This is a genomic window from Ruegeria sp. YKSD163 (assembly GCF_059612905.1).
In genome coordinates, this window is the sequence record NZ_JBXWRM010000006.1 from 156,527 (window position 1) to 181,465 (window position 24,939).

The following is a 24,939-nucleotide window of genomic DNA, read 5'->3' on the forward strand; positions in this document are numbered from 1 at the left end:
GGCTCCCACTTCCAGAGAACCCGCCGACACGCGCACCGAGACTGATATTTTCGCAACACGGAATCGTGACGTTCTGTGATGATCCGGTGTAACCACAAGCGCTTATCGCGGAACGCCCCAGCGGCGAAATCACGCGCAAAGCAAAAAACTCCTCGTGGCCATGCAGCCCCTGCATGGCACGCCCCCTCTTGGCGCGACACTCGAAAACCCATGAAATCAAGGGCTGCAATCGCCAGACGGCGATGGGCGCGACATCATTTCTGAAAAAGAGAAGGTGGTGCGGGTGAAGGGACTTGAACCCCCACGCCTTGCGGCGCCAGAACCTAAATCTGGTGCGTCTACCAATTCCGCCACACCCGCAGTCACGATCCGCCGCAGCGGCACCGTGACGCGCTGAATAGCAAAGCTTTCAGCCGAGCGCGAGAGGCAATCTGAATGCTTCCGTCACGATGCCGCAAAGGCACGCTTTCCGGGATTTATCTAAAATCGGCAGCAAATCGCCGCGACAAGTTCACGGTTTTGCCATATTCTGACCAGCAAAAATAACGAGCAGACCAAGGTGATCCATCATGAACGCAAAAGCGGCAGTCCGTGCCGCGGGCAGAGGCTCGCATTTCAGTCCCGATATCGCACCAGCGCCCGAGGCCGGATTCCTGGCCGGCACCGTCCTGCTGACACAGGATGGCGAAATGCCGGTGGAATTCCTGTCCCCCGGTGACCGGATCATTACCCGCGACCGTGGTTTTGTTCCGCTGCGTCATCTAACCCACGCATGCCAGACCGTGCGCGCGATCCGCTTTGCCGCCGGATCGCTTGGCGACACGCGCCCGGACTGCGACCTGATGCTGCCCGCTGGCCAACCGGTGCTGATCCGTGACTGGCGGGCGCAGGCCCTGTTCGGGACATCTCAAGCCATGGTACGGGCCGATGCGCTGGTGGATGGAGAGTTCATCCGCGACCTGGGTCCGCGTGAGATGCCGTTGTTCCAGCTGCATTTCGACGCCGCCCATGTGCTCTATGCCGGCGGGCTGGAAGTGGCGGGCCAATGCCTGCCCGCCGCGGGCCGCCTCGCCGCTTAGACGCCCAGTTTACGGAATACTGCCGGCAATTGTTCCGGCAGGTCCTCGGCGATCAGGCCGGGGCCGAATTCCAGCGCGCATTCCACATGCAACCAGGCGGCGGCCTCGGCCGCCCGCATCGGGTCATACCTGCGGGCCAGCAGCCCGGTGATGAAACCCGCCAGCACATCGCCCGATCCGGCGGTCGCCAGCCATGGCGCCGAGCGCTCGTAATGGGCCGAGTTCACCGAACAGCGCCCATCCGGTGCCGCGATCACCGTATCGGGACCTTTGAACAGCACCACACAGCCCGCGCGCTTGGCGGCCTCGCGGGTGGCATCGACCTTGGAATAGGCCGGGCCGCTCTTCGGCTCCTCGCGGAGCCTCTTCGCGATATCCGGGAATAGCCGCGCAAGCTCGCCGCCATGCGGGGTGAGGACGCAAGCCTCATGCAACTTGGCAAACAACGCGGCCGGGTCGTCGGCAAAAGCCGTCAGCGCATCCGCATCCAGCACCGTGGCGCGCCGTGCAGCCAGCGCCATCGGCACCAGATCACGCGCCCGCTCGACGCCCATACCGGGCCCCAAGCAGAGCGCGTTGAGGCGGGTATCCTCCAACACCGCCGCAAACCCTTCGACGCCCTCGACCCGCGCCAGCATCAGCGCGGTGATCTGGCAGGCAACCTCCTGCTGCGCGCTGGTTGGCACCCCCAGCGTCACCAGACCCGCCCCGATCCGGAGCGCGCCGCGCGCTGCCAACCGCGCCGCGCCGGTCTTGCCGGACCCACCGGAGAGGATCAGGGCATGGCCGTGAGTGTACTTGTGGGACAGCGCCGCCTTGTCTGACAGCCTTGGTTGCGCCAGGCGCACAATTTCGCTGGCAAGCTCCCTTGTGGCAGCGCGACTGGATGGCAAGTCATCCAAGCCGATGCTTTTCACCACTGTTTTTCCGCAAAAAGCCGGTCCATCTGAAATTAGATGCCCGACTTTCTCGCGATGAAAGCTCACAGACAGTTCAAATTCCAGCTTACCACGCCCTATCTGTTCCTGGGTATCAATGAGAGGCTTTCCGCTGTCGGCACATAATCCAGAAGGAAGATCAATCGCCACGCGACGTGCGTTGACCACCTGAGTTTTGAGCACACCGATCTTCTCATGCAGCCCCATCTCGCTGCCGAGCGGGCGAACCAACCCAGTGCCAAAAACCGCATCTACTATGAGATCAACCTCTCCAACCTCTCCAACCTCTCCGGTTTGCCAATTCCAGTTTTCTGGCTCAAACTTCGCAGAAGCCTTAACCTTCCCCAGCCCCCCCCACCGCTCATAATTAACCCGCGCATCCGGCGGCAGCTTCTCGGGATCGCCGTAGAGAAACACCTCCACCTCCCAACCGCGCTCGTGCAACAGCCGCGCCACCACAAAGCCGTCGCCGCCATTGTTGCCCGGCCCACAGAGAACAACAGCATGCCACGCCCATTCCTCTTGCGGCAAATATCCCGGGGGTGCGGGGGCTGGCCCCCGCTCTTCTGCCAACTCGGGCCATTCCTCGAAAATCGCCTCGACTACGCCGCGCCCGGCGCGCTCCATTAACTCCAGCCCGGTCACCTCGCCCGAGGCGATTGCCGCCTGTTCGATGGCCCGCATCTGCGCCGCGGTCAGCAGTTCGGTCATGCCCTGCCCCTTCACCGATTCACTTCTGCACAATTCTTGTGCATTTTGCACAAATTTTCACCTGTCGCCCAAAATTGCCGCAGCGCGGCCCGGCCGGTTTCGCATTCGCGTTGAGCCTCTAGCTTAGACGTGATCTGACGCGGGCTGACAAGCTTGCAAGGAGCACCGCGATGAAGAAGATCGAAGCGATCATCAAACCGTTCAAGCTGGACGAGGTCAAAGAGGCGCTGCAGGATATCGGCGTCCAGGGCCTCAGCGTGGTCGAGGTCAAGGGCTTTGGCCGTCAGAAAGGCCATACCGAGCTCTATCGCGGTGCGGAATATGTGGTCGACTTCCTGCCCAAGGTGAAACTCGAAGTGGTGCTGGACGACGACCAGGTCGACGCCGCAATCGAGGCCATCGTGAGCGCCGCCAAGACCGACAAGATCGGCGACGGCAAGATTTTTGTTTCGACCATCGAACAAGCCATCCGCATCCGTACCGGCGAGACCGGTTCGGACGCGCTTTGACCCGAACACACTCTAGCAGAGGACAAGAGAGTATGAGCAAGGACGCAGTTCTTCAGCTGATCAAGGACGAGGGTGCCGAATATGTCGACATCCGCTTCACCGACCCGCGCGGCAAGCTTCAGCACGTGACGATCATCGCCGATCTGGTCGACGAGGACTTTCTGGAAGAAGGCTTCATGTTCGACGGCTCGTCGATTGCCGGCTGGAAATCGATCGAAGCTTCGGACATGAAACTGATGCCCGACACCGAGAGCGCCTATGTCGATCCGTTCTACGCGGAAAAGACCATCTGCATTCACTGCTCGGTTGTCGAGCCCGACACCGGCGAGGCCTATGACCGCGACCCGCGCGGCACCGCCGTCAAGGCCGAGGCCTATCTGAAGGCATCGGGCATCGGCGATGTAGCCTATATGGGCCCCGAGGCCGAATTCTTCCTTTTCGACGACGTGCGCTATTCGAACACCATCAACAAGGTCTCCTACGAGGTCGACGCAACCGACGCGTCCTGGAACACCGATGCCGAGTTCGAGACCGGCAACATGGGTCACCGCCCCGGTCTGAAGGGCGGCTATTTCCCGGTCAACCCGACCGACGAGGCGCAGGACCTGCGGTCTGAGATGCTCTCGACCATGAAGCGCATGGGCATGAAGGTGGACAAGCACCACCACGAAGTGGCCTCGTGCCAGCACGAACTGGGCCTGATCTTCGGCACGCTGACCAAGCAGGCCGACGAGATCCAGAAGTACAAATACGTGATCCACAACGTCGCCCACGCCTATGGCAAGTCGGCCACCTTCATGCCGAAGCCGATCTATGGCGACAACGGCTCGGGCATGCACGTGAACATGTCGATCTGGAAAGACGGCAAGCCGCTGTTTGCCGGTGACAAATATGCCGATCTGAGCCAGGAAGCGTTGTATTTCATCGGCGGCATCCTCAAGCACGCCAAGACGCTGAACGCCTTCACCAACCCGGGCACCAACAGCTACAAGCGCCTGATCCCCGGTTTCGAGGCCCCCGTTCTGCGCGCCTATTCGGCCCGCAACCGCTCGGGCTGCGTCCGTATTCCGTGGACCGAAAGCCCCAAGGCCAAGCGCGTCGAGGCCCGCTTCCCCGATCCGTCGGCAAACCCCTACCTATGCTTTGCCGCCCTGCTGATGGCCGGTCTCGACGGCATCAAGAACAAGATCGATCCGGGCGAGGCGATGGACAAGAACCTCTACGACCTGCCCGCCGAGGAACTGGCCGACATCCCCACCGTCTGCGGCTCGCTGCGTGAGGCGCTGGAATGCCTGGCCGCCGATCACGACTTCCTGCTGCAGGGCGACGTGTTCACCAAGGACCAGATCGAAGGCTATATCGAGCTGAAGATGGAAGAGGTCCACAAGTACGAGCACACCCCGCACCCGGTGGAATTCGGCATGTACTACAGCTGCTGATCGCAGTCAGTATCTCAGATCGGGGGCGTCCTTCTGGGCGCCCTCTTTCTTTGGTTGGTTGATCGTCCAGCGAACTCAGGGCTGGAAGCGGCAATTGCTCAATCGTCAAGCACTCAAAGCAACTGAGGAGCTTCCGGACTGTCTTCCAGCCTGAAAACCTCGATCGGCTCCCGTATTCCTTTCAGATGCAAGGTACCACGTGAAACCACCCTGAATTCATCTTCGACCGCGATAGCCGCTCTCGGACTCAGAAGGATCTCGCCGTCTTCGGCTTCGTCGCACAGCCTGGAACCGAGGTTTATTGCCGTCCCGGACGCGGTGTAATCAAACCGCCCTTCGGATCCCACCATTCCGACAGTGGCATACCCCAGTGATACGCCGACACCAAATCCCAAACGGTACCCCAGTCGCTTCCACTGCCGGCCAAGGTCCGCCATCCGTTCGTGCATCGCAATGGCCAACCGCACGGCTTGGCCAGCCGGGTTATCGCAGGGTATAGGATCATTGAACAAAACCATGATGCCATCCCCCATCCTGTGATCGACGCCCGCCCCATGGGCATTGATCAGCTTGCCCATCTCCTCGTGATAGGTCTGTAGAACCTCGATGGTCTCTTCGGGTTCGGCGGTTTCGCAAAAGGCGGTAAATCCGCGAATGTCGCAAAACAGCACCCCTAGCAGGGCGCGGTGGCTGGATAACATCCTGTCCGATCCAGAGGAGACGATGGTATTGGCCACCGCCGGCGGCAGGAACCGTTTGAGCCGCCCCATGCGTTCGATCTCGGCAACTTGCGTGTCGACCCGATCTTGCAGCGATTGGTTGAGCGTCTCCACCTCTTCGGTCTTCTCCTTCAGCGCACAAAACTGCCGGACATTCTCGACGGCGATCATTGCGTGGTCGGCAAACAGCTGGATGAGTTCGATATCGGCGCCTGAAAAAGCCTCGGGAACGCGTCCGGCAAGGCTCAGAACGCCGTGACACCGATCACGGGCCAGCAAGGGAACGTGCAACAGACTTCTTGCCGCGCCGGTCTCCTGGTTTGTGTCGACATTCTCGGTATCGGGAATATGAACAACCGTTCTCGATACTGCTGCACGCACCAGCGGATTGCCGACGTCGTCCAATCGGGGCGGTTTCTGGAAATGCAATGCAACCAGCCATTCGTCTTCGCCCTGATAGGCGGCCAGTTGCAGTTCCTGCCCGTCATCCGACAAAAGAAAAAACCCCGCGTGCAGGCTGTCACACAACCGGCGCGCATGGGCCAGGATCACATCGAATACCGGGAGGCTGTCTTCGCGAGAGCGGGTAATGACCTGAAGAATGTCACGCGATGCCGCCTCACGTTCCCGCATGGCTTGAAACGTTGGCACATCGACTTTCGGTTCCGTGTCTGAATTCAACCTTGGGCCCTTGGTCAGGAGATCAAATGAACGTCTTCAAGGCCAATCGTCAAAGACTATGGTGTCAGATCCATCGCCGTAACGATACCGCTATAGGGCAAGCCCGCCTGGTCGTTCAGGGCGCGCACGTCGTCGGCTGTCTCTGCCTCGAAAAGACACATGCAACGTCCGTCCTGTGGCGCAAACGTCGACCGGATGTATCGGATTTCGGTTCCCGCGGCGCGCATTTCCGCCGCCTTCGAAATCGCGGCCTTCTGCGCCCCTGCCAGGTCTTCCATAGCGATCCCCTTGAGATCGCGCTCTACCATGAATACCGGCATCTGCCCCCCATTCCTCGGTTCCTTCGATACCAAATCATACAACAAAGCCTTTGTTGGAAGAACGAGCAATTGAGCATCCTCTCAGTCCCACCAATTGCCGGACGCCCGGTTGCCGCAGCTTAGCGCCGCCGACACCTTCGGCTCTGGTCAGCCAGGTTCAGAACAAAGTGAGAAACTCAGGTCTCCGAACCAAGAGACGGTTCAATGAAAACCAAAATTGCAGTCGGGCACAAGAAGGTGCCTTTGGTCGTGGATGGCCAACCAAACAGGCGAACACCCTCTATGCGCAAAGCTCCGTGTCAGTCCAGGTCGCCGCAGTTGCAGCCACCTATACCATGTCTTCCGGATTGGAGCGGAAATCGTAGGTGATATCGCTCAAGTGCCGCTGATCCGTGCGATATGAGCGGCCCCTACCCCAAGCCCACCCAATGGCGTGGCGAGGCAACGCAGAGTTCAGCCGAGCCTTTTGACCCGAATAGGGCCCATATTCCCCTTTGAGCCAAAGCCCTGCCCGGCTAGTCTGGCTTCACATTGCTGGCAAAGGACTATTTCATGCGGCTTCTTGCTTTGACCTTGGCTCTCGCCCTGACGACCGGCGCCGTTGCCGCCCAGACGATCGAACGCATTCGCGACACCGGACAGATCAATATCGGTTTCCGCATCGACGCGGCTCCTCTCTCCTTTGCTGATGCCGAGGGCAGGCCTGCGGGCTATGCGCCCCAGTTGTGCGGTCGGCTGGCACAGGCCATGGCCAACAGGCTTGATCTGGGAGAATTGAAAGCCGGCTTTGTCCCGGTCTCTGCATCGGACCGTTTCGAACGGCTTGCCAAGGGTGATATCGACATGCTCTGTGGCGCCGCCACGGTGACGCTGGAGCGCCAGAAGTCAGTCGATTTCTCGATCCCGATCTACGTCGACGGCACGTCCGTCATTACCCGCCGCGGTGAAGGTGCCCACCTGTCTGATCTGGCGGGCAAGACCATAGGCTTTCGTGCCGACACAACGACCGAACAAGCCGTGCTGAACTCTTTCGAGGCCGCCGGACTCGAGGCCCGGTTCGAGCGCTTCGCCGATCACAATGCCGGGGTCAAGGCGCTGAACGACGGTGCGCTTGACGCCTATTTCGCCGATCAGTCCATCCTGATCTACAACTATGTCTCCGGCAATATGGGCGAGAAATTCCAGCTTCTGGACGAGATCCTGACGATCGAGAAACAGGCGCTGGCCCTGCCCCGCGGCGACAGCGATTTCCGGCTTCTGGTCGATACGCTGCTGTCCGAGATGTATGCCGACGGCACCATCGACCGCGTTTTCCGTGAAACCCTGCCCGGTGTCGAACCGGGTGCTGCGCTGAAAGCGATGTTCCTTCTCGCACCGACCGTGCCTTGACCCTTTGCAGAGCGATATCATGGTTCCCAATATCCGCCCGATCCTTTTGACTTTGCTGCTGTCGCAGCTCCCCTCGGCAGGCGCTGCCCTGAACTGTGGTAACACCGGCGCCGGGTTCGAGGCCTGGAAGTCGGAGTTTGCACAGATTGCGCGCCGCCAGGGTGTCGGCAAGCGCGGGCTCGAGGCGCTGGCCCAGGCCCGCTACGCCACCCGCACCATCGCTGCCGACCGAAATCAGAAAAGCTTCAAATACTCGCTCGAGAAGTTCATGCAGGTGCGCGGCGCCGATACGATTGTCGCCCAGGGCCGCAAGCGCAAGGCGCGCAATCCCGAATTCTACGCCGCGCTGGAACGGCAATATGGCGTGCCCGCCGGCATCCTGATCGCACTGCACGGGATGGAGACCGCCTTTGGCTCCTTCATGGGCGACAGCGCGGTCGTCTCGGCCATTACCACGCTGGCCTATGATTGCCGCCGGTCCGATTTCTTTATCCCGCATGCGCTGGCGGCGCTGGAACTGGTGGACCGCCGCGCCATCAACGGCGCGACCAAAGGCGCAAAGCATGGAGAGTTGGGCCATACCCAGTTTCTGCCGGGCAATGCGCTGGCATATGGGGTGGATGCCACCGGCGACGGGCGGATCGATTTCTATGACATGACCGACGCACTCGCCTCGACAGCGAACTTCCTGCGACAGAAGGGGTGGCGCCCCGGTCAGGGCTACCAGCCGGGAGAGCCGAACTTTGCCGTGATAAAACAGTGGAATGCAGCCTCGGTCTATCAGCAGGCAATTGCGATCATGGCCCGGCGAATCGACAGCTAGAAGTTGCATCGCGTCACCGCGATGCCATCGGACGGACAGAAAGTCGCCATTTTTAGTGATTTTTTAGGGGTATTCTTAGTTTCCGGGCGCTGATCAATGGCGGAAAATTTGTCGAATTGCCCCGTGATGATGCTTTTTCGGCCCCATTTTTTCCACCATACGCCACTAGATTGATCCTTGGCACAACTTGCAATGGAGGAAGTCGCTGTGGCACAAACAGGCACGTATCACGGTGGACTGGTGTTCCTGGGTAACGAGGATGGCGCGATGGACCGGTTCAGCCGGATCGTAACCGCCACGCTAGAAGATTACGGCCATGCGGTCGAACGGCAGTCGCTGTTGAGCGCGCATGAAGCGCGCATTCTGTCCAGTCAGTACATGGTCAGATTGTCGATGGAATCCGCGGTCGAGGATGGCTCTCGCGCCCGTCGGGTCGATGCGGTGGCGGGCTTGAACCGCCGCCTGCACGAGAGCAAGGAGCAGGTCCGCAACCGTCTGGTGATTTCGGTCACGCCGGTTTCCGAGCAGACCGACGACCGCGACGTGACCGAGCTGATGTTGGTGGTGATGCTCTACCGGATGGTGGATCTCTATACCAGCGAACTGATCGAGTGGCTCGACCCCGATGTCCGTCTGACGATAGACCAGTTCCTGGGCGCGTTTTCCAATGTCTCGCCCCGCCGGGTGCGCGGCCGCCAGCAAATCCTGTATCATCAGGGTGAACGGTTTGCACCGATCGACGACACCGCGCCGGACCTGGCAAGTCGCTATGATCGGATCATGGGGCAATACGCCCATCAGGGCGAAACCGGGCTGGTCGCGCTCACCGACCAAGAGGCGCTGGCGCTGGCTTTCCGCAGCGATCCGCGACCCGACGAGCTGGACGGGCTCAGCCCCGAGGAACGGGCACAGACCGATATCCGGCGGCTCGCCAGCTGGGGCATGACCGGCTGTCTGGCCTTCGTCTCAGCGCCGGTCGCGGCCTCACTTGCCGCTGTCAACCTGATCCGAGGCGAGGATTTCCGCCTGAACACGCAGGTCCTTTCGCTGACCGCGGCGCTGGTGTTCATGCAAAGCTCGGGCGTCATGGCCAGCGTGCTGTCGCTGCTGCCGGTCTGAACACTTCCCGACGACGACATGCCCCGCCCAAGCGGCGGGGCTTTGTCCTCTCAGGCGGGCACCGCCGGTACGTCGCGGCGTGCCATCACATAGGTATGGATCGAAAAGACCACCGCGCGCGTTTCCGGCAAGCGCAGGATGCATTGCCGCTCGCTGCGCAGATACCCCGCATCCGCCGGTACCGGCGCGCTGCGGCGGTCATGGATGCTGCGCGGCTGGTGCAGCTCGGCATCTGCATACCAGAGCGCGTTGAACCGCCACAGTGGCCGCCCCACCTGCACCCCGTCGAACAGCCGCTGCACCCGCCGCGCGATCCCCGCGTCATAGCTGCCCACAGGCTCGTGGATGGCGATCAACGGGTTCAAGAACTTCTCGGCCAGGGTCCAGCTGGCGGGAAAGCACAGGACAGCCCCTGTCAGCACATGTTCGTCGCCGCGCTTTTCGAGGATGCAGAAATCCTCTTGCACCAGCTGGCCCAGGCTGCGCAGAGGATCGGCACGATCAACCGGGACAGTTGCGCCATCGGGCCGGGTGACCCGATTGCCCGAGCCGGGATAGGCCAGCCCCTGCACCAGGTCGAGCAATTCGACCGCCGCCGGTCGGGCCCCCTCGTCCAGCGCCAGCACCGCGCCCGGCCTCTCGGCCAGCAATGCCGCGCGCCGGGCCATCTGCCCGGCAAAGGCCTCGTCCCGGTGTAACCAGTCCTCCATTTGCAGCGGCGCGATGCCCGGCAATGGCCGGGGGCTGTGGATGTCATATGGCAGGTGGGTTTGCAGGATCTCGGTCATGTGCCCGGCCTAGCATCGCCGAGACGACGGAAACAGGCCAAAAACGACACGAACACCCGTCGCGAAAGGATGCGACTCGCCCCCTTGGCCCCGGTCACAGTTGGGATCAGCATGACAAGGGAGGCCGAGATGACCCAGCATTACAGAGACACCCGCAAGATCGACCCCACCCGGGGCGCGAGCCTGGGCGACGGCTCGCCCAATGACAACGACAGGATCGAAATCGGGCCGACTCAACTGGCCTTTGCCGAATGGGCGCAGGCGGGGCTGGAGCTGCCCGACCTGACCCGGATGCGCGAGCATCGCTGGAAACGGCTGACCCGGGCCATTGTCGAGCGGGGCTATGGCGGCCTGTTGATGTTCGACCCGCTCAACATCCGCTATGCGACCGACTCGACCAACATGCAGCTGTGGAACACGCACAACCCGTTCCGGGCGGTGCTGCTCTGCGCCGATGGCTACATGGTGATCTGGGACTACAAGAACTCGCCTTTCCTCAGCACGTTCAACCCGCTGGTGCGCGAGCAGCGCTCGGGCGCGGACCTGTTCTATTTCGACCGCGGCGACAAGGTGGATGTGGCGGCGGATGTGTTCAGCAACGAGGTGCGGGTGCTGATCGAGGAGCATTCCGGTGGCAACAAACGACTGGCGGTCGACAAGATCATGCTGCACGGGCTGCGCGCGCTCGAGGCCCAGGGCTTCGAGATCATGGAGGGCGAGGAGGTCACCGAAAAGACCCGCGCCATCAAGGGGCCCGACGAGATCCGCGCCATGCGCTGCGCCCATCACGCCTGTGAAAGCGCCATCGCCGAGATGGAGCGGTTCGCGCGCGCCAATGTCGGTGACGGCAAGACCACTGAGGATGATATCTGGGCGGTGCTGCATGCCGAAAACATCCGGCGTGGTGGCGAGTGGATCGAGACCCGGCTGCTGGCCTCGGGCCAGCGTACCAACCCCTGGTTCCAGGAATGCGGCCCGCGCATCACGCAGAAAAACGAGATCATCGCCTTTGATACCGATCTGATCGGATCCTACGGCATCTGCATCGACATCAGCCGCACGTGGTGGATCGGCGATCGCGCGCCGCGCCCCGACATGATCTATGCCATGCGGCACGCGCATGAGCATATCATGACCAACATGGAAATGCTGAAACCCGGGGTGATGATCCCCGAGCTGACCGCCAATTGCCACCGGCTGGACGACAGATATCAGGCGCAGAAATACGGCTGCCTGATGCATGGGGTGGGCCTGTGTGACGAGTGGCCGCTGGTCTCCTATCCCGACAAGGCTGTGGCGGGTGCCTATGACTATCCGCTGGAGCCGGGCATGGTCCTGTGTGTCGAGGCCTGTGTCGGCGAGGTGGGCAGCGATTTCTCGATCAAGCTGGAAGATCAGGTTCTGATCACCGAGGACGGGTATGAGAACCTGACCACCTATCCGTTCGATCCCGCCCTCATGGGCGCGGACTGACAAGGGATTTCGCCGCGCCTGCGGCACGGCGACCGATGCGAGGGGCGCTGCCCCTCGCGCTCCCCGAGGTATTTCAGAACAGAAGAAGCCCATGTCGGCGCGTCACCTCCGCGTGAGGCGTTTGACATGAGGGTTGTAGCCTTAGCCTGTCCTGACCACTCTGGGGGAAACCCATCAGGAGTGACCCCATGCCCACCGAACGGATCACCTTTGCCGGTCATGACGGCAGTCAACTGGCCGCCCGGCTGGACCTGCCGGAGGGGCCGGTGCTGGCCACGGCGCTGTTTGCCCATTGCTTTACCTGTTCCAAGGACATTCCCGCCGCCCGCCGGATCGCGGCGCGGCTGGCGGCGATGGGGATCGCGGTGCTGCGCTTCGACTTTACCGGTCTGGGCCATTCAGAGGGCGAGTTTGCCAACACGACATTCACCTCGAATGTCGATGATCTGGTGGCCGCCGCCACCTATCTGGCCGGGCGCGACATGGCACCCGCGCTGTTGATCGGGCATTCTCTGGGCGGGGCTGCTGTGCTGCGCGCGCGGGCGCGGATAGCCGCTGTACGCGCCGTGGTGACAATTGGCGCCCCCGCCGATCCGGGCCATGTGACGCATCATTTCGAAGCCGCCCTGCCCCGCATCCGGGCCGAGGGCGCGGCCGAGGTCTGCCTGGGCGGGCGGCCGTTCCGGATCGGACGGCAGTTTGTCGAGGATATCGCGGAGAGCGCGCTGCAACCGGCCATTGCCGAGCTGCGGGCGGCGCTTCTGGTGCTGCACGCACCGCGCGACGAAACGGTGAGCATAGACAATGCCGCCCGGATCTTCATGACTGCGAAACATCCCAAGAGCTTTGTCACGCTGGACGATGCCGATCACCTGATCAGCCGCGCGCAGGATGCCGAATATGCCGCCGATGTCATTGCAGCCTGGGTCGGTCGCTATGTGAACCTGTCGCCGCCGGCGCCACCGCCTGGCGCCCCCGAGGGCGTGGTACGCGTCACCGAAGTCTCCGCGAGCGGATTCCTGCAGGATGTACAGTCCGGTCCCGATCACCACACCCAGGCGGACGAACCGCTGTCCTATGGCGGCACCAACCGGGGCATGTCGCCCTATGGTTTCGTCTCGGCGGGCCTTGGCGCCTGTACCTCGATGACCATCCGCATGTATGCGCAGCGCAAGGAATGGCCCCTGACCGGGATCAATGTCGATGTCTGCCATGACAAGGTGCATGCCCAGGACGCCGATACCGGTGCCAGCGGCAAGATCGACGCGTTCACCCGGGTTATCACGCTTGAGGGCCCGTTGAGTGAAACGCAACGGGCCAAGCTGCTGGAGATCGCCGACAAATGCCCGGTTCACCGCACCCTCGAAGGCGCGGCACGCATCGTCACACGCCTGACCTCCGGGTCCTGACGCGCCTCACTAAAGGCGGGCGGGCATCGGGCGGGCCACGGGCGGTCGGTGGATCGGCGGTCGTGCCACCGGCGGCCGGGCGATCGGCGGAACCGGTTTTGCCGGTGGGCGCGCGATCGGGTGTTCGGGGCGCGGACGGTCCGGCCGGGGCGGACGCGGATAGCCGTAATAGTAGTCGTTCCACAGCATCGAGTCGTAATAGACCGAGTTGGTGCCGGTCGCGGTCGGATCACACCCCGCAAGGCCCAGAACCGCGACAACGAGACCGGCCGAGAGGGTGAGTTTTGCAAAGCGCATGGCCATCCTCCTAGTTTGCCGCCCGGAACGAGGCGTAGATTGAATTGATATCCTCGACCAGTTCGGGCCGGGCGCCCGTCTCGACCACGGCCAGGGAAATCGCCACGCGGCTGCCGGGCAGATCGACCAGAACCGCGGTGAACGCGACCGCTTTTCCATCGCGTCGCCCGGTGCCGACATAACGCGCCGCCGGCAACCCGCCGATGCGGATGCGGCTTTGTTCCCGCAACTCGGGGTCGCTGACCACCGATTTGCCGATGTTGCGCAGGTAGTCTTCGGCCTGGGCAAAGGTCGATACCCCGTTGGGCGACATGAAACCGACCCAGACGCCCGGTTCGGCCTCAGGCTCGAACCCGATCACGCGGTTGATCAGCCGCGCCTCGTCCGACCCCGGCGGGGTCAGCGCCCGCGGACCACCGCTGCGGACCTGCCAGAAATCCGGTGCGCTGAGGTGAAACAACGCCCTGCCGTCAGAAACATAGGTGAGCGGCATGTCAGCTATGGCTGGCAAGGGCAGCAGGCTTGCCGCCAGCGCCGACGCCAGCGCGCGCAAGGGGGCGAAACTCTTTGGCATGGCAAACATCTTTCCTGATCGCGATGGTTTCAGTGTCTTTACCATATCCCGCAAAGGCAACGAAGAAGGCCCGGACAATGTGTCCGGGCCTTTGTCAAAGGTATCGAGCGGGATCAGCCGCGGGCGTTGCCCACCAGTTTCCACAGGCCGGGGATCAGCACGGCGGCCAGCACCAGTTTCAGCGCGTCGCCCACCAGGAACGGGGTCAGACCCCACTGCAGGATCGGCTTGTCCCAGCCATAGAGCTGGCCCAGCCACAACAGGCCCGGCACGTAGATCAGCACATTGGCAAGCACCAGCGCCAGCGCCATCTTGCCAAAGGAGCGGTCCCAACCGCGGGCCGCCAGAGCGCCCAGCATCACGGTGGCCATCAGGTAGCCCACCAGATAGCCGCCGGTGCCGCCCATCATGTAGGTCAGCCCGAATTTCTCGGCCGAGGAGGTGGCGAAGACGTCAAAGCCCAGCGCGCCCACAAGCAGATAACCCAGCATGGTCACCAGACCCAGCCGCGCGCCATAAGCGGTGCCCAGCGTCAGCACGGCAAAGGTGCCCATGGTGATCGGCACCGGCCACATCGGCACCTTGATCTTGGCGGCGATGGCCAGCGCTGCGATGCCCAGCACCACCAGAACCGCTTGCTTTGCCAGACGCGCGGTGCCTTCGCGCGGGCCGATTGCGTCGGCCAGAACAGTCATGCTCATTCGGTTGTCTCCCAGTTCAGACAGGTATTGGCACACAGAAATGCCCTGTCCGCGCGCGCGCCGCAAGACGTTTACGCTATCGCCGCCGAAAATCGGTGACCATCTCGTAATCTTTGCGCGGTCCCTTGACCGACCATCTGACCCGCCACAGCGGCCAGCGGGTAAAGTCATAGCGCGCATCATAGCTGTCAGGCGGGCAATCGTGATGATCGCCCGGCTCTGCTTGACCCAAGGTTAAGTGGTGGAAAAACCTGCCGTCTTCGAAGTGGATGACGATGCCACCCGGACCGGGCCGCCACAGATAGCGGCGCGTGCCGTGAAACGGCGGTTGGCCGGGCATGAACAGTGTCACCTGCTCGTCATAGGTCAGCCCACCCTCGCTGCGGCGCAGCGTCGCGGCCCCTTCGGCGTGCAGTTTTTGCCCCGTCAAACGGTCGTCAATGACGCGATCCAGCAGCCAATCGCCCTCGAATGCTGCAATGTCCTGCGGCAGGGTCATTCGGCATAGGTCCCGTCGGTAATATCGCCGCCCTGCCCGACAAAGCGGACCCTCTCGCCGTCGCTGGCCACCGTGTAACAGGCCCAGAGTTCCGAGGGCGGCCAGATCGAACAGTAAAGATCGCCGCGAAGGCTCCAGCGTCCCTGACTGGACCGGTCGGTCACATAGACCGTCCCGCCCGAGGCGTCAAAACTCTGGCGTGCGCCACCTTCATAGACCAGTTCCCTGCCCGTCAGCGCGGCGCGGATCTCGTCTCCGGCCAGCGGCATGAACCCATCCGCCATCGCCCAGGTGGGCACAGCCGCCAAAATCAGGGCAAACCGTCTCATATTTCCGCTCCTGCCTTGTCCCGCGATGCGGCTGGGTCTATGACCCGCGCCAACAGGTCCTGCCAATCACAAAAAGGTGTCGCTGCCAATGATCCCCCGCTACTCCCGCCCCGAGATGGTTGCAATCTGGTCGCCCGAGACCAAGTTCAAGATCTGGTACGAGATCGAGGCGCATGCCTGTGACGCGATGGCTGATCTGGGCGTGATCCCGCGGGAAAATGCCGAGGCGGTGTGGAAAGCCAAGGATGTGGAATTCGACGTGGCCCGCATCGACGAGATCGAAGCGGTCACCAAACATGACGTCATCGCCTTCCTCACCCATCTGGCCGAACATGTGGGCAGCGAAGAGGCGCGGTTCGTGCATCAGGGCATGACCAGTTCGGACGTGCTGGACACCTGCCTGAACGTACAGCTGGTGCGGGCCGCCGACATCCTGCTGGAGGGCGTCGACAAGGTGCTCGCCGCGCTGAAGAAGCGCGCCTATGAGCACAAGGACACCGTGCGCGTGGGCCGCAGCCATGGCATCCATGCCGAACCCACGACCATGGGCCTGACCTTCGCCCGCTTCTATGCCGAGATGGACCGCAACAAGGCCCGCCTGCAAGGCGCGCGCGACGAGGTCGCCACCGGCGCCATCTCGGGCGCGGTCGGCACGTTTGCCAATATCGACCCGGCGGTCGAAGAGCATGTCTGCGCCAAGCTGGGCCTGCGCCCCGAGCCGATCAGCACCCAGGTCATCCCGCGCGACCGTCACGCGATGTACTTTGCCACGCTGGGCGTGATTGCGTCCTCGATCGAGAATATCGCCATCGAGATCCGCCACATGCAGCGCACCGAGGTGCTGGAAGGCGCCGAATTCTTCTCGATGGGGCAAAAAGGCTCCTCGGCGATGCCGCACAAGAAGAACCCGGTGCTGACCGAGAACCTGACCGGTCTGGCCCGCCTTGTCCGCATGGCGGTGATCCCGGCGATGGAGAACGTGGCGCTCTGGCATGAACGCGACATCTCGCATTCCTCGGTCGAGCGCGGCATCGGCCCGGACGCCACCGTGACGCTGGATTTCGCCCTGCATCGTCTCGCCGGCGTGGTCGACAAGATGCTGATCTTTCCCGAGAACATGCTGGACAACATGAACAAGTTCCCCGGGCTGGTGATGTCCCAGCGGGTGCTCTTGGCGCTGACCCAGGCCGGTGTCAGCCGCGAGGACGCCTATGTCATGGTGCAGCGCAATGCCCTCAAGGTCTGGGAAGACCGGGTCGATTTCCGCGAGCAGCTCTTGGCCGATGCCGATGTTGTCGCCGCCCTGGGCACCGACGGCATCAACGAGAAGTTCGACATGGCTTATCACACCAAGCATGTCGACACGATCTTTGCCCGTGTCTTTGGCGACTGACCGCCGAAACGGACATAACGAGAGACAAATCGGCGTGAGTCCCCTTTGCGCAAGTGGGGCTCTGCGCTACACTCCTTTCCAGTATCAACGGGAGGAGAGATCATGACCCTCAGGACGATATGCTGCGCCACTGCGTTGGCCCTGCTGCCAGTGGCTTCGCTGGCGATGGGCTGTTCCAGCCGTGGCCATGAACAGACCCAATCCTGCGCCCCGGGCATGCAGTGGGACGCCGCCTCGCAAACCTGTGTCGAGGTGATCAACAGCTGAGCCCGCGCCGATCCGGCCGGTTTTCCGGGGGTCTATTACGGCGCCCGAGAAAATTTTGCGTCCCTTACATTAAGCTGATACCGGAGTTCCCCTCATGCGATTGCCTTCCCTTCTTGCCTTGGGTCTGACCCTGCCGCTTGGCGCCTTTGCCGCCGGCGGCGACAGTACAGGTGGCAGCACCTGGACCAACCCGCCCAAGGAAACCCAGACCACCAAGGAATGCAAAGGGGTCAAGGTCTGGGACGAGAAGAAAAAGCGCTGCGTGGCGCCGAAGAATTCCGGCCTGGATGCCGATACGCTGTATAAGGCCGTGCGCGAACTGGCCTATGCCGGGCGTCCCGCCGATGCGCAGGGCGTGCTGGCGGCCATGCCCGACCAGAGCGACGACCGCGTGCTGACCTATTGGGGGTTCACCCATCGCAAGCTGGGCGATCTGGACCGCGCGACCTTCTACTATCAGGCGGCGATCGCGACCAATCCCGACAATATTCTGGCACGCAGCTATATGGGGCAAGGGTTTGTCGAGGCCGGCAAGACCGATCTGGCCATCGCCCAGTGGCGTGAGATCACCGCGCGCGGCGGTGAAGGCAGTTGGGCCGAGGTGTCGCTGCGCGAGGCCATCCGGACGGGCTTGACCTACAACTACTGAGTTCAGCCTTTCTTTACCGCCCGACCGCTAATCTGCCTGCGACTCTGATGACGGATGACGAAGGCAGATGCAGGACGACAATGCGTTGATGCCCCTTGAAGCCGAGATGTTCGATTTCGTCGACGCTCCGGCGGTGACAAGGATGGGCGGCCAGCCGGTGGCCGACGCGCCCCGGCGCGTGCCCCGGCAATTGAGCAATCTGGAAAAGGCTGCTGTGGTCGTGCGGCTTCTGCTGAATGCAGGCGCGCAAATCCCGTTGGAGGAACTGCCAGAGGAGTTGCAGGCCCGGCTGACTAAGCAGATGGGGCGGATGGGGCTGGTCGACCGGATCACGCTGGACGCGGTGGCCGAGGAATTTGCCGAGGCGCTCGACGGGATCGGGCTCAGCTTTCCGCATGGGCTGGCCGGGGCGCTGAGCGCAATGGATGGCAAGATCGCCGCAACCACCGCCGCGCGTCTGCGGCGCGAGGCCGGTGTTCGGCAGATGGGTGATCCCTGGCAGCGGCTGCGCGCCCTGCCGCCCGAGGAGCTGGCCGAGATCGCCCAGGCCGAAAGCACCGAGGTCGCCGCCGTGCTGCTGTCGAAACTTGATACCGCCAAGGCGGCGGCGCTGCTTGGGCAATTGCCCGGCCCGGTGGCGCGGCGCATCACCTATGCCATCTCGCAGACCGGCCGGGTGACGCCCGAGGCAGTGGATCGGATCGGCTGGTCGCTGGCCGCGCAGCTGGATGCGCGGCCGATCCTGGCCTTTGCCGACCGGCCCGAGAAACGGGTGGGCAATATCCTGAACCATTCGGCGCCCGCAACGCGCGACCAGATGATGTCGGCGCTGGACGAAGAGGATGCAACCTTTGCCTCTTCGGTGCGCAAGGTCCTGTTCACCTTCTCCGACATCCCTGCCCGCCTGTCGCCGCGCGACGTGCCCGCCGTGGTGCGCGTGGCCGATCAGGATCAACTGATCCAGGCCCTCGCCGCCGCTACCGAGGGGGACGAGGCCGTGGTGGCGGAGTTCCTGCTCGGCAACATGTCCTCGCGGATGGCCGACAACCTGCGCGACGAGATCCGCGACAAGGGTAAGGTCAAGCGCAGCGAGGGCGAGGCGGCGATGACAACCCTTGTGGGTGTTATCCGTAGCCTGGAGGACGAAGGCGCCCTACGGCTCATCGACCCCGAGGAGGATAGTGACGCTTGATCCCGGCAGGCCGTTTTCCGGCACGGAAAACGGGTCGGAAAGCGGTCGCTTTCCGGGCCGAAATTTTTTCAAAATTCCGGCACCAGGCCGCTGGCTGATGGACAGAACCGAAGCTGGGCGCTATCAGCTTCACATGTTCAACACCCTACTCCAGTCGCGGGCCCAAGCGTAATGGCATCAACGGCGCGTCGGGCCATCGGCTTCATGGTTCTCGCCATCCTGTGCTTTTCGCTCATGGATGCTACGGTCAAGGCGCTGGCGCCGCAGATCGGCGTGATTCCAGCGCTCTGGGCACGCTATGCCGGACAGATGCTATTGGTGCTACTTCTCGTCCTGCCACGCCTGCGAAAGGTCATCCGCACTGCTTATCCGCGCCTGCAACTCCTGCGTTCGCTGATGCTGATGGGGGCGACCGCCTTCTTCTTTCTCGGCATCAGCCGGATCCCGCTGACTGACGCCACCGCCCTTATGTCGGTCAACCCGATTTTCATCACGCTGGGTGCCGCATTGTTTCTGGGTGAGCGTCTGGGCCCGCGCAGGTTGCTGGGCATCGCCGTGGCCCTGACCGGCGCGCTGATCGTATTGCGCCCGGGGTCGGACGTGTTCCAGCCTGCCGCGCTTTTCCCGCTCGGTGCCGCCGCCTGCTATTCCACTTATGCTCTGCTCACACGCCGCGTCGGCCCGGACGAGGACGTCTGGACCTCGCTCTTCTATACCGGCCTCGTCGGCACCACGTTGCTGAGCCTCATCGTTCCCGGCTATTGGCAGTCGCCCAGCCCCACGGCATGGGGTCTTATTGCGCTGGTCGTTCTTTTCGGCACGCTGGGCCAGCTCTTCCTGATCCGCGCCTTTTCACAAGGAGAGGCGGCCATGCTCGCGCCCTATGCCTATTGCGGACTTGGATTCTCCGCAATCTGGAGCACGGCCTTCTTTGGTGAATATCCCGACATCTGGACTGTCCTCGGTGCGCTTGTGATCGCCGGGGCGGGTCTGTATGTCTGGCATCGCGAGATGCACAGCCGCTAAGAGACCCTGATGCCCGTTGAAAAATCCGAACTCGGCCGAGGTGCGCGCGCCTCTTACTATGCGCAATATCTGCTGCTGCGCGGGCTGATCGGAGGGATGCGGCTTCTGCCCTACGATCGCCGGATCGCGGCGATGGGTCGGCTGATGAGCGCGATTGGCCCGCTGGTGGGGTTTAGCAAGCGCATTCGCGCCAATCTGGCGCTGACCTGTCCAGACCTGCCCGAGGCCGAGATCGCGCGCCTGTGCCGCGCAGTGCCCGATAATGCAGGCCGCGCCATCATGGAACATTTCTCGCCCGACGAATTCACCCGTCGGCAACAGGGGGCACGGGTCAGCGGGCCGGGCGCGGCCGCCTTTGACGCGGCTATTGCCGAGGGCAAGCCGGTGATGCTGATCACCGCCCATTTCGGCCATTACCTGGCCACCCGCGCCGCATTGCAGGCCCGAGGCGGCAAGCCGATCGGCTGTCTCTACCGCCGCATGGCCAACCCCTATTTCAACGAAATCTATGTAGATGCCTTCCTGCGCACCGGCAAACCGATGTTCGAACAAGGCCGGCGCGGCATGATGGAGATGGTGCGCAGCCTGAAACAGGGCGGCATCATCGCCATCGTCTCGGACCTGCATGCCCATGGCGGTGCCGAGCTGAGCTTTTTCGGCAAGCCTGCGGTGACCTCGGTGCTGAACGCGGAACTGGCGCTGAAATATGATGCGGTGATGATCCCCTGCTATTCGGTACGGCAGGACAACGGGCTGGATTTCGAGATCGTGATGCACGATCCGGTCGCCCATAGCGATCCGGTCACCATGACCCAGTTCCTGAACGATGATCTGGAAAAGATGGTGCGCCAGCATATGGGGCAATGGTTCTGGATCCACCGGCGCTGGAAACCCTGGCTCGACCTCGGCGAGCGGCCCGAGGACACGCCGAACTGATCACTCGACCCGGGCCGCCGCCAGGATCGACCCAGGTCCCGCCTGCTGTACCAGCACGACCGCCGGCAAATCGCCCTCGGTGGTGACGCTCAGGCGTTTCTCGCTCTGTCCATCCCACTGCCCCACCACCTGCCAGCTGTCGACCACGTTGGCATAATCCAGGTCATGACCGGCAAGCTCGCCACGCTTGATCGAGGCATGGCGCAGTGGCGTATATCGCACCAGTTGCACCGCATAGGAACCACCGGGCGTCCCCGTGCCCGGGGTCAAAGTGACGGTGATGTCATCGCCCACGCGGCGCGCGGTAATGCCGACCGGCGCCGGGCGTGCCTTGTGCGCCTCGATCAGCGCCAGCACCTCTTCCTCGCGCGCGCCGACCACATCCTCGACCCCCTGGATGATCATCTGCGGGGTATAGATCATCGAGCGCCCACCGGCGCGGGCATAGGCCTGTTGGCGCAGGGTATGGGCTGGGTCGGCAAATTCGTCGACCCAGCCGATATAGTCCCAGTAATCGACATGCAGCGCCAGTCCGATCACATCGTCCCGGCGCGCCAGCCGATGCATGATCGCATCCGCAGGCGGACACGAGGAACACCCTTGCGAGGTAAAGAGCTCCACAACCACCGGCCCCTCGGCTCGGGCGGCGATGGGCAGTGCCGATGCGGCAAGGGCAAGGCAGAGCGTCAGGGCTTTCATCCGGGTCCGGTCCGTCGCTGGGCAAGGGGATGATCCAGCTTTACCGCCCCGCCGATCACAGCGCCAATCAAGGTTTCTTGAACCTGCGGAAACAAATGTATACCATTGCATACCGCATCTTGCGCCCCCATGTGTGCAATGGTATACAAAAATTGACGCACCCCCCGTCTTGGTGCTTGAACCCAAGGCGGGCGTGATGCAGATAACCCGCAGCGAATCCCATTTCCACGCTCCAAGAGAGGGAGGCCACGATGCCCATCAAGGTTGGACAGGACACCGCCAAGACGCGCCGCACGCTCAGCGTCAATGGCAAATCCATTTCCTATTACTCGATCCCCGCCGCCACCGAGGCCGGTCTGGGGGATTTCTCGAAACTGCCCGCCGCGCTGAAGGTGGTTCTGGAAAACATGCTGCGGTTCGAGGATGGCGGCTTTTCCGTGTCGGTCGACGACATCAAGGCCTTTGCCGAATGGGGCGCCAAGGGCGGCCAGAACCCGCGCGAGATCGCCTATCGCCCGGCCCGCGTGCTGATGCAGGATTTCACCGGCGTTCCCGCCGTTGTCGACCTGGCCGCGATGCGCGACGGCATCAAGGCGTTGGGTGGTGACGCGCAGAAGATCAACCCGCTCAACCCGGTTGACCTGGTCATCGACCACTCGGTCATGATCGACGAATTCGGCAATCCGCGCGCCTTCCAGATGAACGTGGACCGTGAATACGAGCGCAACATGGAGCGTTACCAGTTCCTGAAATGGGGCCAGGGCGCGTTCAACAACTTCCGCGTGGTGCCGCCGGGCACCGGCATCTGCCACCAGGTGAACCTGGAATATCTGGCCCAGACCGTCTGGACCGATACCGATCAGGACGGGGTCGAGGTTGCCTATCCCGATACGCTGGTGGGCACCGACAGCCACACCACCATGGTCAACGGCATGGCCGTTCTGGGCTGGGGCGTTGGCGGGATCGAGGCCGAGGCCGCGATGCTGGGCCAGCCGATCTCGATGCTGATCCCCGAGGTGATCGGTTTCGAACTGACCGGCCAGATGGTCGAGGGCACCACCGGCACCGACCTGGTTCTGAAGGTCGTCGAGATGCTGCGTGCCAAGGGCGTGGTGGGCAAATTCGTCGAATTCTACGGCGAAGGCCTGGACCGTCTGCCGTTGGCCGACCGCGCAACCATCGCCAACATGGCGCCGGAATACGGCGCCACCTGCGGCTTCTTCCCGATCGACGGCGAGACCCTGCGCTATCTGCGCAATACCGGCCGCGACGAGGACCGGATCGCGCTGGTCGAAGCCTATGCCAAGGAAAACGGCTTCTGGCGTGATGCGGATTATGCCCCGGTCTATACCGACACGCTGAGCCTGGACATGGGCACCATCGTGCCCGCCATTTCCGGCCCCAAGCGCCCGCAGGACTATGTGGCGCTGACCGATGCCAAGACCGCATTCACCCGCGAGATGGCCGAGACCTTCAAGCGCCCGATGGGCAAGGAAGTCGCGGTCAAGGGCGAAGACTATACCATGGAATCGGGCAAGGTCGTGATCGCCTCGATCACGTCCTGCACCAACACCTCGAACCCCTATGTGATGATCGGCGCCGGTCTGGTGGCGCGCAAGGCCGCCGCACTGGGCCTGAACCGCAAGCCCTGGGTCAAGACCTCGCTGGCACCGGGTTCGCAGGTGGTCAGCGCCTATCTGGAGGCCGCCGGCCTGCAAGAGGATCTGGACAAGATCGGCTTCAACCTCGTCGGCTATGGCTGCACCACCTGTATCGGCAACTCGGGCCCGATCCAGAAGGAAATCAGCGAGGCGATTGCCGAGGGCGATCTGGTCGCCACCTCGGTGCTGTCAGGCAACCGCAACTTCGAAGGGCGCATCTCGCCCGACGTGCGCGCCAACTACCTGGCCTCGCCGCCGCTGGTGGTGGTCTATGCGCTGGCCGGCACGCTGGATATCGACCTGACCTCCGAGCCGATCGGCACCGACAAGGACGGCAACGATGTCTATATGAAAGACATCTGGCCCACCACCCAGGAAGTGGCCGAGCTGGTCGAGCAGACCGTGACGCGCGAGGCGTTCCAGTCGAAATATGCCGACGTGTTCAAGGGTGACGAGAAATGGCAGGCGGTGGAAACCACCGATGCGGAAACCTATGATTGGCCCGCGACCTCGACCTATATCCAGAACCCGCCCTACTTCCAAGGCATGGGCACCGAGCCGGGCACCATCTCGAACATCTCGGGCGCCAAGGTGCTGGCGATCCTGGGTGACATGGTCACCACCGACCATATCTCACCCGCAGGCTCCTTTGCCACCACCACCCCCGCCGGCAAGTATCTGACCGAGCGTCAGGTGGCCCCGCGCGAGTTCAACTCCTATGGCTCGCGCCGTGGCAACCACGAGATCATGATGCGCGGCACTTTCGCCAATATCCGCATCAAGAACGAGATGCTGGATGGCGTCGAAGGCGGCTATACCAAAGGACCCGATGGGCAGCAGACCTCGATCTACGAGGCCTCGATGGCCTATCAGGAACAGGGCACCCCGCTGGTGGTGTTCGGCGGCGAGCAGTATGGCGCCGGGTCCAGCCGTGACTGGGCGGCCAAGGGCACCGCGCTGCTGGGCGTCAAGGCGGTCATCGCTGAAAGCTTCGAGCGTATCCACCGCTCGAACCTGGTCGGCATGGGCGTCATCCCGTTCGAGTTCACCGGCGGCGACAATCGCAAGTCGCTGGGCCTGAAGGGCGATGAAACCGTCGCGATCAGCGGACTGGACACCATCCAGCCGCTGCAAGAGGTGCCCTGCACCATCACCTATGGCGACGGGTCCGAAAAGACCATCACCCTGAAATGCCGGATCGATACCGCACCCGAGATCGAATATATCGAGAACGGCGGCGTGCTGCATTACGTGCTGCGCAACCTGGCCAAGGCCAGCTGAGCGTCTGCGAACCGACCAATGAGAGGGCGCCTTGCGGC

General features: G+C 62.8%; 25 protein-coding genes and 1 tRNA gene. 15 read left to right on the forward strand and 11 right to left on the reverse strand.

All coding sequences use genetic code 11. The features are described 5' to 3' along the window. Nucleotides 1-275: 275 nt before the first annotated feature. A tRNA-Leu gene (locus tag AC2FNA_RS10420) sits at nucleotides 276-360 on the reverse strand. Nucleotides 361-569: 209 nt separating this feature from the next. Here AC2FNA_RS10420 and AC2FNA_RS10425 point away from each other — a divergent pair. Then, the gene (locus AC2FNA_RS10425; RefSeq protein ID WP_496826248.1) at nucleotides 570-1,079 is read left to right on the forward strand and encodes a Hint domain-containing protein; all 510 of its coding nucleotides are present in this window, start codon (nucleotides 570-572) and stop codon (nucleotides 1,077-1,079) included. Here AC2FNA_RS10425 and AC2FNA_RS10430 read toward each other — a convergent pair. Next, the gene (locus AC2FNA_RS10430) at nucleotides 1,076-2,728 is read right to left on the reverse strand and encodes an NAD(P)H-hydrate dehydratase (protein WP_496826250.1); all 1,653 of its coding nucleotides are present in this window, start codon (nucleotides 2,726-2,728) and stop codon (nucleotides 1,076-1,078) included. The two genes, AC2FNA_RS10425 and AC2FNA_RS10430, sit on opposite strands and share 4 nt — an antisense overlap. Nucleotides 2,729-2,898: 170 nt before the next feature. On the opposite strand from AC2FNA_RS10430, the gene AC2FNA_RS10435 reads away from it, so the two are divergent. Together AC2FNA_RS10435 and glnA are read left to right on the forward strand one after the other, a co-directional pair. Next, nucleotides 2,899-3,237, forward strand: a complete 339-nt coding sequence (locus AC2FNA_RS10435) for a P-II family nitrogen regulator (RefSeq protein WP_496826252.1) — start codon at nucleotides 2,899-2,901, stop codon at nucleotides 3,235-3,237. A 32-nt stretch (nucleotides 3,238-3,269) separates the two neighbouring features. Next, nucleotides 3,270-4,676, forward strand: a complete 1,407-nt coding sequence (gene glnA, locus AC2FNA_RS10440; protein WP_234140698.1) for a type I glutamate--ammonia ligase — start codon at nucleotides 3,270-3,272, stop codon at nucleotides 4,674-4,676. A 113-nt stretch (nucleotides 4,677-4,789) separates the two neighbouring features. On the opposite strand, the gene AC2FNA_RS10445 is transcribed toward glnA, so the two are convergent. Next, entirely contained in the window at nucleotides 4,790-6,028 is a 1,239-nt protein-coding gene (locus AC2FNA_RS10445) for an adenylate/guanylate cyclase domain-containing protein (protein WP_496826254.1), read from the reverse strand. 104 nt (nucleotides 6,029-6,132) lie between these two features. Then, nucleotides 6,133-6,396, reverse strand: coding sequence for a DUF4242 domain-containing protein (locus AC2FNA_RS10450; RefSeq protein WP_263388135.1), 264 nt, complete (start codon nucleotides 6,394-6,396; stop codon nucleotides 6,133-6,135). Between the two features lie 552 nt (nucleotides 6,397-6,948). Here AC2FNA_RS10450 and AC2FNA_RS10455 point away from each other — a divergent pair. From AC2FNA_RS10455 to AC2FNA_RS10465, 3 genes are all read left to right on the forward strand, one after another. After that, a complete protein-coding gene (locus AC2FNA_RS10455; RefSeq protein ID WP_496826257.1) occupies nucleotides 6,949-7,785 on the forward strand; it encodes an amino acid ABC transporter substrate-binding protein in 837 nt (278 codons plus the stop codon). A 19-nt stretch (nucleotides 7,786-7,804) separates the two neighbouring features. After that, nucleotides 7,805-8,608 (forward strand): lytic murein transglycosylase, encoded by an 804-nt coding sequence (locus AC2FNA_RS10460; RefSeq protein WP_496826259.1) that lies wholly within the window; start codon nucleotides 7,805-7,807, stop codon nucleotides 8,606-8,608. Between the two features lie 207 nt (nucleotides 8,609-8,815). Continuing rightward, entirely contained in the window at nucleotides 8,816-9,727 is a 912-nt protein-coding gene (locus AC2FNA_RS10465; protein WP_496826261.1) for a hypothetical protein, read from the forward strand. A gap of 50 nt (nucleotides 9,728-9,777) precedes the next feature. Here the strand turns inward: AC2FNA_RS10465 and AC2FNA_RS10470 are convergent, their stop codons facing one another. Further along, entirely contained in the window at nucleotides 9,778-10,515 is a 738-nt protein-coding gene (locus AC2FNA_RS10470; RefSeq protein ID WP_496826263.1) for a heme-dependent oxidative N-demethylase family protein, read from the reverse strand. A gap of 129 nt (nucleotides 10,516-10,644) precedes the next feature. Here AC2FNA_RS10470 and dddP point away from each other — a divergent pair, with 129 nt between their 5' ends. Beyond that, complete coding sequence (gene dddP, locus AC2FNA_RS10475) at nucleotides 10,645-11,988, forward strand: dimethylsulfonioproprionate lyase DddP (RefSeq protein ID WP_496826265.1); 1,344 nt, start codon at nucleotides 10,645-10,647, stop codon at nucleotides 11,986-11,988. A gap of 188 nt (nucleotides 11,989-12,176) precedes the next feature. Continuing rightward, the gene (locus tag AC2FNA_RS10480; protein WP_496826267.1) at nucleotides 12,177-13,397 is read left to right on the forward strand and encodes a bifunctional alpha/beta hydrolase/OsmC family protein; all 1,221 of its coding nucleotides are present in this window, start codon (nucleotides 12,177-12,179) and stop codon (nucleotides 13,395-13,397) included. A gap of 9 nt (nucleotides 13,398-13,406) precedes the next feature. On the opposite strand, the gene AC2FNA_RS10485 is transcribed toward AC2FNA_RS10480, so the two are convergent. The 5 genes from AC2FNA_RS10485 to AC2FNA_RS10505 form a co-directional block, all read right to left on the reverse strand. After that, nucleotides 13,407-13,694, reverse strand: coding sequence for a hypothetical protein (locus AC2FNA_RS10485; protein ID WP_234140686.1), 288 nt, complete (start codon nucleotides 13,692-13,694; stop codon nucleotides 13,407-13,409). Nucleotides 13,695-13,704: 10 nt separating this feature from the next. Beyond that, entirely contained in the window at nucleotides 13,705-14,268 is a 564-nt protein-coding gene (locus AC2FNA_RS10490; protein WP_496826269.1) for a hypothetical protein, read from the reverse strand. A gap of 113 nt (nucleotides 14,269-14,381) precedes the next feature. Then, complete coding sequence (locus AC2FNA_RS10495; RefSeq protein ID WP_234143866.1) at nucleotides 14,382-14,969, reverse strand: biotin transporter BioY; 588 nt, start codon at nucleotides 14,967-14,969, stop codon at nucleotides 14,382-14,384. Between the two features lie 76 nt (nucleotides 14,970-15,045). Next, nucleotides 15,046-15,468: a DUF6314 family protein gene (locus AC2FNA_RS10500; RefSeq protein WP_496826271.1), complete on the reverse strand. Its 423-nt coding sequence runs from the start codon at nucleotides 15,466-15,468 to the stop codon at nucleotides 15,046-15,048. Continuing rightward, the gene (locus AC2FNA_RS10505; RefSeq protein WP_496826273.1) at nucleotides 15,465-15,797 is read right to left on the reverse strand and encodes a hypothetical protein; all 333 of its coding nucleotides are present in this window, start codon (nucleotides 15,795-15,797) and stop codon (nucleotides 15,465-15,467) included. Before AC2FNA_RS10505 ends, AC2FNA_RS10500 begins: the two co-directional genes overlap by 4 nt. Nucleotides 15,798-15,885: 88 nt before the next feature. Here AC2FNA_RS10505 and purB point away from each other — a divergent pair, with 88 nt between their 5' ends. The 6 genes from purB to AC2FNA_RS10535 all read left to right on the forward strand — a co-directional run bounded on the left by purB (nucleotide 15,886) and on the right by AC2FNA_RS10535 (nucleotide 21,260). Further along, entirely contained in the window at nucleotides 15,886-17,190 is a 1,305-nt protein-coding gene (gene purB, locus AC2FNA_RS10510; protein ID WP_496826274.1) for an adenylosuccinate lyase, read from the forward strand. Between the two features lie 102 nt (nucleotides 17,191-17,292). Then, the gene (locus AC2FNA_RS10515; protein WP_496826276.1) at nucleotides 17,293-17,457 is read left to right on the forward strand and encodes a hypothetical protein; all 165 of its coding nucleotides are present in this window, start codon (nucleotides 17,293-17,295) and stop codon (nucleotides 17,455-17,457) included. A 94-nt stretch (nucleotides 17,458-17,551) separates the two neighbouring features. Further along, nucleotides 17,552-18,106 (forward strand): tetratricopeptide repeat protein, encoded by a 555-nt coding sequence (locus AC2FNA_RS10520; protein WP_496826278.1) that lies wholly within the window; start codon nucleotides 17,552-17,554, stop codon nucleotides 18,104-18,106. A 67-nt stretch (nucleotides 18,107-18,173) separates the two neighbouring features. Then, entirely contained in the window at nucleotides 18,174-19,298 is a 1,125-nt protein-coding gene (locus AC2FNA_RS10525) for a flagellar motor switch protein FliG (protein WP_496826280.1), read from the forward strand. A 171-nt stretch (nucleotides 19,299-19,469) separates the two neighbouring features. Beyond that, nucleotides 19,470-20,324, forward strand: coding sequence for a DMT family transporter (locus AC2FNA_RS10530; protein WP_496826282.1), 855 nt, complete (start codon nucleotides 19,470-19,472; stop codon nucleotides 20,322-20,324). A 9-nt stretch (nucleotides 20,325-20,333) separates the two neighbouring features. Beyond that, complete coding sequence (locus AC2FNA_RS10535; protein ID WP_496826284.1) at nucleotides 20,334-21,260, forward strand: lysophospholipid acyltransferase family protein; 927 nt, start codon at nucleotides 20,334-20,336, stop codon at nucleotides 21,258-21,260. On the opposite strand, the gene AC2FNA_RS10540 is transcribed toward AC2FNA_RS10535, so the two are convergent. Beyond that, entirely contained in the window at nucleotides 21,261-21,959 is a 699-nt protein-coding gene (locus AC2FNA_RS10540) for a DUF1223 domain-containing protein (RefSeq protein ID WP_496826286.1), read from the reverse strand. Nucleotides 21,960-22,210: 251 nt separating this feature from the next. Between AC2FNA_RS10540 and acnA the strand changes: the two genes are divergently transcribed. Next, a complete protein-coding gene (gene acnA, locus AC2FNA_RS10545) occupies nucleotides 22,211-24,901 on the forward strand; it encodes an aconitate hydratase AcnA (protein WP_496826288.1) in 2,691 nt (896 codons plus the stop codon). Nucleotides 24,902-24,939 lie beyond the last annotated feature (38 nt).